12 protein-coding genes are annotated in these 13,636 nt (G+C 72.8%); 4 read left to right on the top strand and 8 right to left on the bottom strand.

Annotated features, from left to right (window positions below; all coding sequences use genetic code 11):
* Positions 1–187: 187 nt before the first annotated feature.
* The 3 genes from ACNAW0_RS02530 to ACNAW0_RS02520 form a co-directional block, all read right to left on the bottom strand.
* Positions 188–625: a hypothetical protein gene (locus ACNAW0_RS02530; protein WP_416286014.1), complete on the bottom strand. Its 438-nt coding sequence runs from the start codon at positions 623–625 to the stop codon at positions 188–190.
* Positions 622–1,305, bottom strand: a complete 684-nt coding sequence (locus ACNAW0_RS02525) for a DUF433 domain-containing protein (protein WP_416286013.1) — start codon at positions 1,303–1,305, stop codon at positions 622–624. The genes ACNAW0_RS02530 and ACNAW0_RS02525 overlap by 4 nt, the downstream gene beginning before the upstream one ends.
* Before the next feature lie 128 nt (positions 1,306–1,433).
* On the bottom strand, positions 1,434–2,474 hold the full coding sequence (locus tag ACNAW0_RS02520) for an App1 family protein (RefSeq protein WP_416286012.1): 1,041 nt from the start codon (positions 2,472–2,474) through the stop codon (positions 1,434–1,436).
* 119 nt (positions 2,475–2,593) lie between these two features.
* On the opposite strand from ACNAW0_RS02520, the gene ACNAW0_RS02515 reads away from it, so the two are divergent.
* The 4 genes from ACNAW0_RS02515 (at position 2,594) to ACNAW0_RS02500 (ending at position 6,899) form a co-directional block, all read left to right on the top strand.
* Entirely contained in the window at positions 2,594–4,204 is a 1,611-nt protein-coding gene (locus tag ACNAW0_RS02515) for an ArnT family glycosyltransferase (protein WP_416286011.1), read from the top strand.
* Between the two features lie 22 nt (positions 4,205–4,226).
* Positions 4,227–5,024, top strand: coding sequence for a peroxide stress protein YaaA (gene yaaA / locus ACNAW0_RS02510; protein WP_416286010.1), 798 nt, complete (start codon positions 4,227–4,229; stop codon positions 5,022–5,024).
* Positions 5,025–5,117: 93 nt separating this feature from the next.
* A complete protein-coding gene (locus ACNAW0_RS02505) occupies positions 5,118–5,783 on the top strand; it encodes a hypothetical protein (RefSeq protein ID WP_416286009.1) in 666 nt (221 codons plus the stop codon).
* Between the two features lie 153 nt (positions 5,784–5,936).
* On the top strand, positions 5,937–6,899 hold the full coding sequence (locus ACNAW0_RS02500) for a TAXI family TRAP transporter solute-binding subunit (protein WP_416286008.1): 963 nt from the start codon (positions 5,937–5,939) through the stop codon (positions 6,897–6,899).
* Positions 6,900–6,914: 15 nt separating this feature from the next.
* Here the strand turns inward: ACNAW0_RS02500 and ACNAW0_RS02495 are convergent, their stop codons facing one another.
* From ACNAW0_RS02495 to ACNAW0_RS02475, 5 genes are all read right to left on the bottom strand, one after another.
* A complete protein-coding gene (locus tag ACNAW0_RS02495) occupies positions 6,915–8,342 on the bottom strand; it encodes an ATP-binding protein (protein WP_416286007.1) in 1,428 nt (475 codons plus the stop codon).
* A 10-nt stretch (positions 8,343–8,352) separates the two neighbouring features.
* Positions 8,353–9,021 (bottom strand): response regulator transcription factor, encoded by a 669-nt coding sequence (locus ACNAW0_RS02490; protein ID WP_416286006.1) that lies wholly within the window; start codon positions 9,019–9,021, stop codon positions 8,353–8,355.
* A 65-nt stretch (positions 9,022–9,086) separates the two neighbouring features.
* Positions 9,087–9,398, bottom strand: a complete 312-nt coding sequence (locus tag ACNAW0_RS02485) for a hypothetical protein (RefSeq protein WP_416286005.1) — start codon at positions 9,396–9,398, stop codon at positions 9,087–9,089.
* Between the two features lie 148 nt (positions 9,399–9,546).
* A complete protein-coding gene (locus ACNAW0_RS02480; protein ID WP_416286004.1) occupies positions 9,547–11,310 on the bottom strand; it encodes a CDP-glycerol glycerophosphotransferase family protein in 1,764 nt (587 codons plus the stop codon).
* Positions 11,311–11,559: 249 nt separating this feature from the next.
* Positions 11,560–13,542: a DUF6077 domain-containing protein gene (locus ACNAW0_RS02475; protein WP_416286003.1), complete on the bottom strand. Its 1,983-nt coding sequence runs from the start codon at positions 13,540–13,542 to the stop codon at positions 11,560–11,562.
* Positions 13,543–13,636: the final 94 nt, after the last annotated feature.

The following is a 13,636-nucleotide window of genomic DNA, read 5'->3' as shown; positions in this document are numbered from 1 at the left end:
TGGACGATTTCTTCAACGCATTTCAAGCGCAGGACACTAGCTCACCTGTCGTGATGGGCTATGTGGTCTGCGGGCGTGACCCAACCGCCAGCCCCGCGCTTCGTGCCAGCCCGGCCTCCCGCGATCCGTCTACGCCATCAGCTCGACAGCGCTGCACACCATCCAACTCTCCTGGCCTGGCCTGGCCTCAGATTGGGACGCGCTCGAACGTGGAGCGGGTCGCGGTATAGATGAACGGGCCCGTACGGTCTAGACACCGGAGTATGTCCCGCCAACGGCACATCACGACCTCGAGTTGATGAAAGGTGTTGGTGGCCTCAGCCGCCGTGAGAGCCACCATCCGGGCCCCGTAGGCGCGGACTGCGGCAATCTCGCGCGGCCGGGAGCGGATGTGCCGATCGCGGGTGATGATCAGCCAACTCTCCTTCGTGACCTGCGGGATCCAGACATCGTCCGGAGTGGAGACGTCCTTGACGACGCAGGGTGGGCGGAATCGCTTATGAATCTCGCCACCGGGATCACCCGGATAGGTGACATCGGGTCGGATGCCGGCCAGCAGGATTCCGAGACCACGAATGTCCGCGTCGAAGTAGAACCGGACATCGGAAGGCTTTACCCGGCTCACGCGGCGCGAGTGGCTGCGCGGACAGAAAACTCGTACGCGAGCGCCCAGTCGACGTCGGCGCGCTTGAGGGCGTACATCTCCGCGATGGCATCCCGCTCCTCACCGGCGTCGTGCTGCTCGGCGATGACCTCGGTGCTCACGCCATTGACAGAAGGCTTGCCAAACCGGGTATCGGGGCGCACCCGGACTGGTGACTCCGGATTGGCATCGGGACGGTATCCGACGGCGGTGTTGTCATCCCAATCGATGCGACGGTTGAAGGAGTCCGCAGGAGTGGTCAACATGAGCTGGTCGTCGGCCACCGTCACCAACCAGAAATCGACACCGAGACCTGCGGCGGTCTGCACGTCGTAGACGAGATCTCGGCCGGAGACGAACGGCCGGCGGTCGGCCAGGGGATACGGCACCCCGAACTTCTCCCGCAGCAGTTCGACGAATTTACGCAGCTCCGCCATCGCAACCTTGTGGGTACGCCGATATTCCCGGAGGTACCCCGCCTCGACGAACTCGGCCCAGGTCACCGTGCGGGTTCCTCGTGGCTGGTCGCGGAGGATCGGCTTGTAGCTCTTGTCGCCGACCTGCGCGCCCTCCAGCCAGTAGTGCAGCGTCGACTGGCTGATCCGGAGCAGCCGCGCCGCCTCGGCCTCGCTGTACATCTCCCGGTCCAACACGGTCGTCATGGCTGGCATTCTCGCACCCTAGGGCGCAACCGAGCGGTAGCGGCACATCGTCTGCCGCCAACCGCCAGCCCCGCTTCGACGAGCAAATTTTCCCATGGCGGCGTCGAACGCATCCTGACCGGCGTAGCTCAGACCAGGCCCGCGTCCCGCAGCAGCTTCCACAGGCCCGCCCCGTCCGGTGCGGAGAGCCACTTCTGCCCGACCGGTCCGGCGGAGGGGCGGTCGGGCGGGGCAGGCAGGCTGCCGGCGAGCACCGACTGGGTGGGCGAGAGCCGGCGGATCGCCACGCCGGCCACGTTGTCCGGGTGCGCGGCGGCGAACTCGCGGTAGATCTCCTGGTCGTGCTGCCCGTCGTCGCCGATCAGCAGCCAGCGTACGTCCGGGAACTCCTGGGCCAGCCGGGCCAGGGTGGCCCGCTTGTGTTCCTTGCCGCTGCGGAACCACCGGTCGGCCGTCGGCCCCCAGTCGGTGAGCAGCAGCGGCCCCGCCGGGTAGAGGTGCCGGGACAGGAACCGGGTGAGCGTCGGCGCGACGTTCCAGGCGCCGGTCGACAGGTAGAAGACGGGGGCGCCGGGGTGTGCGGTGACCAGCCGCTCGTACAGGACCGCCATGCCGGGCACCGCGGCCCGGGCGTGCTCGTCGAGGACGAAAGTGTTCCAGGCGGCGAGCAGCGGCCGGGGCAGCGCGGTGACCATGACCGTGTCGTCGATGTCGGAGAGGATGCCGAACCGGACGTCCGGGTCGAGGACGCGGACCAGGGCCTCGACCGGCTCGGCGTCGGGCACGCTGAGGCGTACGCAGCCCCAGCCGGGGGTGAAGTCGGCCTCGATGACGGTGTCGACGAAACCGCTGCGGTCCGCGGTCGCCTCCTGGCGTACGTCGCCGACCTCGATGGTCACCCTGGCGTACTTGGCGGGCAGGGTGGCGAAGCTGCGCCAGCCGCGGACCTTCTCCGGCCGGGCCCGCTGCCGGACGTCCGGGCGGCCAAGCAGCACCCGGCAGAGCACCCGCGCCCAGCCCGGGGCGCCGTAACCGGCGTACGCGATGATGTTGATCTTCCAGCCGGTGCGGCGTAGCCGGCGTTCCAGCAGACCGTGCACGGCGTCCTCGATCCGGGCGGCCCGGTGCAGCCGCGGAACGGCGAGTTCTCCGGCGGGTATGGCTGGCACGCTGTCACCCTGCCACAACCGGCCGCACGAGGTCACGCGAGTCGACCTCACGGATCCGGCCCGGCACGGCCCGGCCTCGTGACAGACTGCGGTCGCAGGCGACGACGGGGGCGTTGGCCGTGGCGGCACCAGTACGGAGACCGGGGCGGTGGCGTCCGACGCTCGACCGCCCGGCGCTGGTCGCGCTGCTGCTCGGGCTGGCCGGGGTCGGCTACCGGCTGGTCCTGACGCTGTTCACGCTGCCCGGCCCGAACAGCGACGAGGCCACGTTCGGCCTCGCCGCCCTGCACATCGCCCACAACCACGAGCGGCCGGTGTTCCTCTACGGCCAGCGCTACATGGGCATGCTGGAGTCATACCTGGCCGCCCCGCTGGTCGGGTGGGCCGGGCCGAGCTGGCCGGTGCTGCGGCTGCCGCTGCTGGCGCTGTACGCGGTCTTCCTCTGGCTGGCCTACCGGCTGACCCGCCGGCTCTTCTCCCCCTGGCTGGCCGTCTTCGTGGTCGGGCTGCTGGCGCTCGGCTCGGAGCGGGTGGTCCGGGACCAGCTCACCGTGGTGGGCGGGCGGCCGGAGGTGAAGCCGGCGGTGGTGGCGATGCTGCTGATCGCGGTGGCCCTCGGCGAACGCCGGGTGCGGCACCGCTGGCTCGCCACCGGTGTGTTCGGGCTGCTCGCCGGGCTCGCCCTGTGGTCGGACTGGCTGATCGTGCCGTACCTGGCGGTGGCCGGGGTGCTGCTGGTCTGGGCGGCGCCCCGGGACCTGGTCGGCTGGCCGGGGTTGCTGCTGGTGGCCGGGTTCCTGGCCGGGGTCGCCCCGATGATCAAAGACAATCTCGACGCCCCGCCCGGGCAGGACTCGCTGTCGGTGTTCCAGAAGATCAGCACGATGCCGGGCGCGACGCCGTCCTGGCCGCAGCGGGTACGCGGTGGGCTGCTGGAGGGGGTGCCGCTGGCCAGCGGGCTCTGCCCGGCGGCCGGCTGCCCGCGGTGGCTGGTGTGGTTCGGTCCGTTCTACCTGGCGCTGCTGGTGGCCGCCGCCGTGCTCGGGCTGGTCGCCTACCGGCGGGCGGCGGGCGGCCCCGCGCGGGTCCGGGCGGTCGCGCAGCTCGCTCTGGTCGTCGGGGCCGCGCTGACCCTGCTCGGGTACGTGCACAGCGCGCTCTCCGCGACCGACCCGCTGGGCAACGCCCGCTACCTGTCGGTGCTGCAGATCTCGCTGCCGGCGGTGCTCTGGCCGCTCTGGCTGCCCGCCGCGCACGCGTGCCGGGCCGCCACGGGTGTGACGGCCCGGATCGGGGGCGCGACGGCGGGCGTCGTGCTGGCCGCGTGGACCGCCGTGATGGTGGCGGCCACCGTGGCGTTCGTCGCCGACGCGCCGTCCGTGCGGGCCGAGGATCGGCGGGCCCGGGAGCTGGCCGACACGGTCCGCCGGGCCGGCCTGCACGAGGTGTACGGGGACTACTGGACCTGCAACCGGCTGATCTTCAACACCGGCGAGGCGGTGGTCTGCGGGGTCCTCGACGGGAACCTGACGCCGGGGCAGAACCGCTACCCCGCGTACTGGAAGCGGGTGGGGCGGGCGGAGCGGCCCGGGTACGTGCTGAAGGTCGGGTCGCCGGCGGAACAGACATTGCGCCTGTTGCTCGGCTCCGGGGCCGACGCGGCCGTGGTCGCCGAGGTCGGCGACCACCGGGTGTACCACCCGCCGATCGCCCTGCGGCCGTGGCGCTGAGCCCGGGCCGTACCCTGGGCCGGTGCTCATCCTGCTGCCCCCGTCCGAGGGGAAGGCCGAGGCCGGCACCGGCCGCCGGCTGGACCTGTCCCGGCTCTCCCTGCCGGAGTTGACCCCGGCCCGGGACGAGGTGCTGACCGCCCTGGTCGCGCTCTGCGCCGGGCCGGACGAGGCGGCGGCCCGGGCCGCGCTGGGCCTGAGCGAGGGGCAGCGCGGCGAGCTGCGCCGCAACGCCCGGCTGCGCGAGGCGGCCACCGCGCCGGCCGGCCGGATCTACACCGGGGTGCTCTACGAGGCGCTCGACCTGGCCTCGCTGCCCCCGGCGGCGGAACGGCTGGCCCGCCGCTGCGTGCTGGTCAGCTCCGGCCTCTGGGGCGCGGTACGCCTCACCGACCGGATCCCGCCCTACCGCTGCCCGGTCGGGGCACGGCTGCCGGGCATCGGCGCGCTGTCGACGTACTGGCGCCGGGTGCTGGCCTCGGCGATGGTGGCGGCGGCCGGCAACGGTCCGGTGCTGGACCTGCGCTCGGGCGCGTACGCGGCCACCTGGGCGCCGCGCGGGGCGGTCGCGGAGCGGACGGTGACGGTCCGGGTGCTGCACGAGCGCGCGTCGACGCCGGTGCCGACCCGCTCGGTGGTGAGCCACTTCAACAAGGCCACCAAGGGGCGGCTGGTCCGCGACCTGTTGACCGCGGGCGTCCGACCGCGCAGCGCCGACGCGCTGGTCGGGGCGCTGCGGGACCTCAAGTACACGGTCGAGGAGCAGCCGACGGTGACCGGGCGGCCACGCCAGCTCGACGTCGTGGTGACCGCGCTGTAGCCGCAATTTTTCCTCAAGGCTCGGGCGCAGCGGTTTCGCCGTGCCGGCGGCGGGGTCACGGTAGGGGAACCCCGTCGACAAGGAGTCCCTCCGATGGCCCCCGAGTCCACCACACTGCTCGACCGGCCCCGCCCGTCGTCGCCGGCACCGCTGGACTGGTCGACCCTGGCCGACGCGTTCGAGATCGCCTGCCTGGTGCGGTGCACCCCGCCCCCAGCCACCGGCACCCGCCGGCTCGACGTCGAGACGTACCGGGGCGGGGTCGCCGAGTTCAACCGCGAGCACGCGGCGCACCGGATGCGGCAGCTGCTCGGCCGGCTCGACATGCCGGTGGAGCACGAGCTGACCACCGGCGGCCTGCGCCGCCGCTACGAGTTGCACCGGCTGTGGATCTCCCGGGAGTACCGGTCGGCGTACGCGACCCTGCTGGGGAGCGCCTGGCGGCAGGGCCGGCGGGAGCTGCTCGGCGGCCCGGTCCCCGGCGCCTCCCGGGCGCGGCAGATCTGGCGGTCCCGGCTGGCCTCGGCCGCCTGGCGCGCGGCGCTGCTGGCCGGCGGGCGGCACGTCCGCCGGCACTGCCTCGGCGTCCGGCTGGCCGACCGCGACCTGGCCGCGGTGCTGGTGCGCGGCGCGGCGCTGCTGGAGGTCACAGCCACGCTCCGGCCCGGTGCCGGCTGCTTCCTGGTGAGCGTCGCCAACGGCCCGCACCGGATGCGGATCGTCGACAGCGCCGCCCTCACGCCGGCGGTGGCCTGCTGAGCCGGACGACCGCCACGGGCGGCTGAGCGTCACGGCCGCCACGGGCGGCTGAGCCTCACCGCCGCCACGGGCGGCTGACCGGTCGCCCGCCACGGACAGCGGCTGACCAGCCGGGCTTGCGCGACGGGCGGTGCGCGTCGCACAGTGCTGCCCGTGAGCCGACACTGGAGTGTGCCTGGCCGGCGCCGCGCCGCCGGGCCCGTGGCCGTGCTGATGCTGCTGGTGTCGGCCCTCGCCGGGCTCGCCGCGTGCCGGGACGAGCCGACGGAGCCGGTGCAGATCCGGATCGCCACGGGCAGCCGGACCGCCGTCTACCACGCCTTCGGCCAGTCGCTGGCCACCATCCTCAACCGGGAGCTGCCCGGGGTGCGGGCCAGCGTGGTGGTCACCGCCGCCTCCGCGCAGAACGTCCGGTTGGTCGGCTCCGGCGAGGCGGAGCTGGGCTTCACCCAGGCCGACGTGCTGCCGCCGCACCCTTCGGAGCATCCCGCCGTGCTCGCCGTGGCCCGCGTCTACGACGACCTGCTGCACCTGGTCACCACCGCCGGCGGCCCGGTACGGACGCTGGCCGACCTGCGGGGGCGGCGGGTGTCGGTGGGCGCCGACGGCTCCGGCACAGAGGTCACCGCGACCCGGCTGCTGGATGTGGCCCAGCTGGGCGGCGACCAGGTACGCCAGGAACATCTGAGCCTGGACGACTCGGTCGCGGCGCTGCGTGCCGGCCGGATCGACGCGTTCTTCTTCTCCGGAGGGCTGCCGGTCCGGGGCGTGGCGGAGCTCGCCGACAGCACCGCCATCCGCATGATCGACCTGGGCGAGTGGACCGAACCACTGCGCCGCGGGTACGGGCAGGTCTACGTGACGCGGGACATCCCCCGCTCGGTGTACGGGGTGAACCCGATCAGCACGGTGGCCAACCCCAACTACCTGATCGTCCGGGCGGACCTGCCGGAGGCACTGGTCCGGGACGTGACCCGGCTGTTGATGGAGCGCCGGGAGGAGCTGGCCGCAGCGCATCCGGCGGCCGGCCGGATGAGCCCCCGGTCGGCGATCGCCACCACTCCGCTGCCGCTGCATCCCGGTGCGGTCGACTGGTACCGGTCGACAAAGCCCTGACCCGCCCGAGCCAGCTCAGTTGCGGCCCGCCTCGACGGTGTACGGCTCGGTGGCCGTCGGCTCGACGACCAGGTCCTCCGGCGCTGGGAACCAGACCTCGGCGACCAGCCCCCGGGGATCGCCCTGGCGCATCGTCAGCCGGCCGTCGGAGGCGTCGACCAGCACCGCGACGATGGTCAGGCCCAAGCCGGCGCCGTCGACGTTCTGCACGTCCGGCGCCCGCCAGAACCGCTCGGTGGCCTGGTGGAGCTGGCTGGCCGTCATGCCGGGGCCGGTGTCCCGCACCTGCAGCACGATCCCGCCGTCGGCCGCGCGTACGGTCACCGTCACCTCTCCCCCGGCGCCGCTGAACTTGACCGCGTTGTCGATCAGCGCGTCGAGTGCCTGATCGACGGCGGTCGGCACGGTCCGGGCGTACGCGGGAACGTCGGCGGTGTCGAGCCGCAGGGCGACCGACCGGTGCCGGGCCAGTGGCTCCCAGGCGGCCACCCGGGAGGCGGCCACCTCGGCGGCGTCGACGGCCACCCGCTGGTTCTCCGCGCGCTCGGCGCGGGCCAGGGTGAGCAGCGCCTCGAGCAGCGTGGCCAGCCGGTCGGTCTCCTCCAGCGCGAGCCGGTGCTCGGCGCGGCCGTCGGCGTCGGTCAGGCTCGGCCCCAGCTCCTCCACCCGCAGCCGTAACGCGGTCAGCGGGTTGCGCAGCTGGTGACTGGCGTGCGCCACGAACGCCCGCTGCCGTGCCATCACGTCGGAGACCACGTCGGCCATGTTGTTGAAGCTGGCGGCGAGCCGGCGCAACTCCGGCGGGCCGAGCCGGAGGCGTACCCGGGCGGTGCCGTCACCCTCGGCGATCTCGTGGGTGACCGCGTCCAGCTCGGTGACCGGGCGCAGCACCCAGCCGGCCAGCCCGAACGCGGTGGAGACGCAGGCCAGCACCGCGAGCAGGCCGGTCGCCGCGAGCAGCAGCCACCAGGAGGCGACGATACGCCGCAGCTTGCCCGCCGGGGTGGCGGTGACCACCGCCCCGAGCACCTCGCCGCCGTCGTTGATCGGAACCGCCACCACCACCGGCTCGTCCAGCCACGGCAACATCGACTCCGGCCCGCTGAACTGCTGACCGGCCAGCGCGATCTCCACCGCCGAGCTGGTAGCCGGGCCGGGCCCCCAGCTCTTCGAGGCGACCACGGTACGCCCGTCGCGGTCGACCACGGCGGCCCCGACGCCGTACAGGTCGTCGTAGGCGGCCAGTTCCCCGTCGAGCGGGCCGGACCCGCCCCCACGCAGTGCGGGGTTGGCGAGCGACGCGAACCTGGTGGCGTCGGCAAGCCGGTCGGCGCGGACCCGATCGGTCTCCCGGGTGGCCAGGGTGGCCGCCAGAGGTGTCTCCAGGGCCAACAGCACCAGCACCATCAGCAGCAGGTAGCTGATCACCAGCCGGCGACGCACCCGCGCCTCCTTACTCGCCGCGGAGCCGGTAGCCGACCCCGCGTACGGTCTCCACCAGCGTCGGATCGCCGAGCTTGCCGCGCAGCGAACCGACATGCACCTCCACCGTGTGCCGATCGGCCCAGGTGGTGCCCCAGACGTCCAGCAGGATCCGGTCCCGGGGCACCGCCACCCCGGGCTGCCGGGCCAGGGAGACGAGGATGTCGAACTCCTTGCGGGTCAGCGCCACCGGCCGGCCGGCCACGCTGACCGTCCGGCCGCCCACGTCGATGCGGACCCGGCCCGTCTCGATCAGGTTGCGCTCCGGCGCGGTGTGCGCCGTCCGGCGCAGCACCGCCTCGATCCGCGCCTGGAGCTCCACCATCGAGAACGGCTTGACCACGTAGTCGTCCGCGCCCAGCCGCAGGCCGAGCACCCGGTCGCGTTCCTCACCCCGGGCGGTCACCGCGATGATGCCGAGCTGACTGCTGCGCCGGCGCAGTTCCCGGCACAGGTCGGTGCCGTCCCCGTCGGGCAGGGTCAGGTCGAGCAGCACCAGGTCGCAGGGGGCGGCGGAGAGCGCGGCCTCGACGGTGGCGGCGTGCTCCACCTCGTAACCGCGCCGGGTCAGCGCGGACGACAGGGCCCCGGCCACCCGGCTGTCGTCCTCGACCAGGAGGATCCGCACCCGTGCCTCCATCCGCTCGACGTGCTGCCCTGGAATGGTGGCAGAAGTGCCGGCGGGACGGGAATGCCCGGGGTTGCTCAGAGACCGAAGACCTCGTCGGCGGTCGCGTCGCGGACGCCGTCGGCGAAGCCCCGGAAGCCCGGGTCGTCGTGGCTGGCCGGCACGCTCGTCACGTTCTCCCCGGTGGCCTGGGTGACGGCGTCGACCAGCGGAGGGAAGTCCGTTTCCGAGTCGCCGAAGGTGTCGTCGTCCGCCTGGCCGAGGTTGATCACGGTCTGGAGGTCCTCGCTGGGGGTGTCCGGGTCGCCCGCCCACTCGGCGCCGGCCTGGTAGCACTCGTCGTAGACGGCCCGCTGGCCGTCGGTCCAGTCATCGTCGTAGTTCTGCATCGCCATCCCTCCGCGGCCTCCACCCGAGCATGCCCGCTCCCCGCGGACAGGCGCGGGCGTACGCGGGAACCGGTCGGAAAGGTGCGCTCCGGGGGCGGGAAAGGGCGGCGGACCGGGTGTCCCGTCCCGCCGCCCCGCTTTGGGCCGGTCAGCCGCAGAGCCGGCCGATCTCCGCCCGGAACCGCTCCATCGGGCTCGACCCGGCCGGGCCGAGCAGGTACTCCTTCAGTTCCCGCCGCGCCTCGGTCATCGGGTCGTCCCCGGCCCGGGACAGCGCGAGGATCTTCTCCAACTCCCCGCAGTCGGCGGAGAGCAGGTACGCGGCCCGCGCGGTCGGGAAGTTGCGCCGGAAGTCGTCCTCCGGCAGCCCACTCGGGTTGGCCACCACGTACGGCCGCTGGCTCTGCACGAAGTCGGAGACCACACTGGACACGTCGCTGATCAGCAGGTCGGTCTGGTTGAAGCAGTCGAACAGCGCCGGCGTGCGCCCGGTGACCACCCGGTGGCCGTCACCGTCCAACGAGGTGGCGTCGGGGTCGCCGCCGGCCGCCCGGATCAGCCCCACCACACGCTGGTGCACGGCCTTGGCCTCCTTGGACCGGGAGCCGGTCAGCGGGTGCGGCTTGTAGATCAGCCGGACCGACGGGCGGCTGGTCAACAGGCCCCTGACGATCCGCTCCCCCATCAGCACCAGCGAGGTGTGGTACGGGTCGTCGTCCAGCCAGCCCTCCCAGGTGGGGGCGTAGAGCACGGTGAACGGCCGGTCGACCGACTCCGCGCCGAAGGTGTGCACCCCAGCGAGCTGCGGCCGTCCGATCTCGACGATGTCGTCGTCGCGGACCCCGACCCCGGCCCGGGCGTACCGCTCCCGTCCGGCCAGGCCGGCCACCCAGACCTCGTCGTACACCTTGCTGTACGGGTTGACGCTGGCCTGCTTGTCGCTGTCGCCGTGCCCGACGAAGACGTGCTTCATGCCGGGCTCGCGAAGCATGTGGATGTTCGCGCCGACATTGGCGGCGTAGAGCGTGGCGCGGACGCTGCCGAACTCCAGGTTCATGAAGTCCACGCTGGCGGGCACGCAGATCACCGGCAGCCGGGTGTCGGCCATCTCCTGGAACGCCTCCCGGCTGCGCATCAGCACCACCGCCGGGCGCTCCAGCGCCTCGGTCGGGGCCAGCCACATGTTGGCCTGGTAGACGTCCTTGGCGGGCCCGGCGAAGTAGAGGGCCACCTCCGGCCGGTGGGTGTCCAGCCAAGCCTGCACCCCCGGCAGCAGGGCGCCCTTGCCCTGCCCCCTGCCCCGGCCGTGCAGCCAGGTCAGCGCGACCACCAGGCCGACGACGGCGCTCACCAGCGCGGCGACCGCCCCGGCGATCAGGACGGGGGCCACGTCGTCGGCGACCGCGGCGGCGACCGCGCCGGGGATCAGCAACACGTTCAGGAACGGCAGCCGCTCACCGGCGACGCTGGCGGCCCACCACGGCGGTTGGGGCGCGAAGCGCATCGGGCCGACTTCGATGTTGCGGACCAGCACGGAGACCGGGTTCCGCCGGTCGATCATCGTGTTCAGCGCGCCGGCAAAGATCGAGATCACCCACACCGCGGCCACCAGCACAGTCAGCAGCAGCATCCGCGGTGCGTCCGGACGGACCGCGGCGAGGATCAGCAGCACGGTCGCCAGGTCCCGGGTGAGCTGCCGGTACGCCCGACCGAGGCCGATCTTCTCCAGTAGGTTCAACGAGGGCTCCGACCAGCGCTTCACCGCGAACTCGCCGAGCACCGCGGCGGCGCCGGCGAGCGCGAACAGCCAGACGACGCCGAATCCGCCCGCGACGAGCGCCACCAGGTAGCCGAGCACCAGAACGGCGCCACGTGCCGCGACGCCGAACCGTTGAACCAACGTGCCGAACAAAGCCGTACTCCCTACGAGGTCGATGACGGCCGATCCCCACGGGCCGATGGGAAGCTCGGACCGGCATACCTCCTGCCGCACCGGCTAACCCTGGCATCCGCCTGCGTACGCGCTGGCGCAGCTCTCCGAACCCAGTGTGCCACCGGGACCGCGGGAGGGCCGCAGCGACGATAGCTCAATGCGATAAGTGGCCGTGATGGGGGTGTCCGGTAGGCCTCGTCCGATTCATTCCAGGGCCCCGAGCCCCCCTCAGCCGCGTCGGAAGCAGCGCATGGCACCGGGTGCCTGGCGCTTGGCGAACTCCTCGAGGCCGAACAGCACGGCGGCATCCCGGGCGACCCGGTTGCCGGAGTACACGCAGATGGTGGTCACGTTCTGCCGGCGCAACGCCGTGTTGACGTCCGACAGCGGCACGTCCTGGCCGTCGGCGAACGCGGTGAGCAGGAGGCGGTCCTTCACGAAGTCGGAGTTCTGGTCGTACTCCAGCAGATAATCGTCGCGCGGGTTCACCACACGCAGACGGCTGTCGATGATGGGCGCGATCCGCATCAGCGTGGTCGGGGCGAGCAGCAGCCCGTCCGGCCGGTCGAGCCCACGCATCCAGAGGACCCGCTCCTGCCGCTCCTGCGGAAGCTTCCAGATCGGGTGCGACGCCACCTCGACAAAGCTCTCCGGCGACCACATCGGCACGCCGAAGACGGCGAAGGACGCGACCATCGCGGCGGCGATCACTCCGCTGGCAAACCGTCGCAGCGGCGGCACCTGCACGGTGCAGAGGATGCCGATCAGACCGGGCAGGGCCAGAATCCAGGGGACGCGCCACAGCACGGCGGACACGCCGCTCACCGCGCCGAGCGTCTCCAGAACCCCGGGCACGAACAGCACGCTCATGGCCAGAGCAGCGCCGGCGGCCAACAGCTGCGGAGTCCGCCGCCGAAGGATCATCGGGGCGCACCAGAGCGCCAGCCCACCGATGACGCCGAGCACCCCAACGAGCAGGGTCCGCCGGTAGGTGCCCTCGGCGTCGAAGAACTGCGTCTCCCCGCCGGCCTCGGACACCGGCCCGAGTAGGAGCCGAGCCACCACCACCGCGCCGATCGGGTACGCGACCGCGGCCACGGACGCGAGCAGGGCGTCCCGCCACCGACCGACCATGATCATTACCAGCGCCGCGGCGCCGACCAGGATCGGCAGGATGATCGCGGACGTCGAGCTGAGCCCGGTGGCGACCACCGACAGCGCACCGATCAGGAACAGTTTCCAGCGGGACCGCGACTCGAACCAGTCGGTGAGGTAGACCCACATCAGCGGGACGACCGCCGAGACGAACATGCCCTTGCCCTGGTAGAGCCGGGGCAGGTGGAAGCTGCCGAGCGCGGCGTCCGCCCCGACCACCAGATAGAGGTACGCGATGGCGACGGTGAAGGCCAGCACCGGGCGGCGCGGCGCCCAGCGGTGCACCAGCCGCCACAGCGCCAGCACCGCCAACACGGCGAGGACCGGCAGCAGCACGTACCAGAGGGCCGTGGCGCCGTGGATGCCCAGAAAGTGCCCGAGCGCGCCGGCGAAGACCTCGATGGAGGAAATCGGCGGCTGGGTGGTCATCGCCGGGGCGACACCCTCGGTGAAGAGGAAGTCCCGCAGCGGGACGATGTCCCGGTCCGCCACCCACACCGACTTGCCGACGTAGAAGACGTCGTCCATCGAGTTGCGGGCCATGAAGAACGAGGAGATCGCGACCAGCACCGAGACGACCAGCGCGTAAACGGCCTGCCCGGCGGTGGCCGGCGGCTCCCCGTCACCGGTGACGGGGGTGGCCAGCCAGCGACGCCGGGCCAGCAGGACGATCGGCACGGAGGCGGCCAGCCCGAGCAGCGCCGGAATCCACCACGGCAGGCCGTTGAGGCCGGCCGTGACGGCGGCCAGGACCGCCGCCGCGAGGGCGAACCACCACCACCGCCGCGTCGGCCGCGGCCCGGCCGGGTCAGCCGCGCTTCCCGGGGCGTCGGCCGGTGCCGGTACGGCGTCCCGCTCGGCCGGTCCGCCGGCGGCCCGCCGGCGGCGGACGACGACGGCCACCCCCAGCACGGCGAGCACCCCGGAGCTGACCAGCCAGAGCGTGAAGATCGCCGACGGACGCAGGGTGAACAGGAACGCCGCGTGGTAGAGGACGGTGAACAGCGCGAACTCGAGCACCGCGAGGTCGGTTAAGAACCGCGGCAACCCCGCCACGACGGAGCGCCCGCGCCGTGCTGGACCGGCAGGCCGTTCCGGCCAGGGCTGCGGCTCCTCCGCCGACTCCACGATTGCGTGTCCAGCCTTCAAC

Source organism: Micromonospora sp. SL1-18 (assembly GCF_047921505.1).
Classification (GTDB): domain Bacteria; phylum Actinomycetota; class Actinomycetes; order Mycobacteriales; family Micromonosporaceae; genus Micromonospora.
Note: the sequence above shows the minus strand (reverse complement) of the source record. Positions and strands in the feature narration are given on the sequence as shown.

Bases quoted from the DNA above. Each gene is read 5' to 3' on its own strand.
- ACNAW0_RS02525 (WP_416286013.1), bottom strand. From the start codon at position 1,305: ATGACGACCGTGTTGGACCGGGAGATGTACAGCGAGGCCGAGGCGGCG.
- ACNAW0_RS02485 (WP_416286005.1), bottom strand. From the start codon at position 9,398: ATGCAGAACTACGACGATGACTGGACCGACGGCCAGCGGGCCGTCTAC.
- ACNAW0_RS02490 (WP_416286006.1), bottom strand. From the start codon at position 9,021: ATGGAGGCACGGGTGCGGATCCTCCTGGTCGAGGACGACAGCCGGGTG.
- ACNAW0_RS02505 (WP_416286009.1), top strand. From the start codon at position 5,118: ATGGCCCCCGAGTCCACCACACTGCTCGACCGGCCCCGCCCGTCGTCG.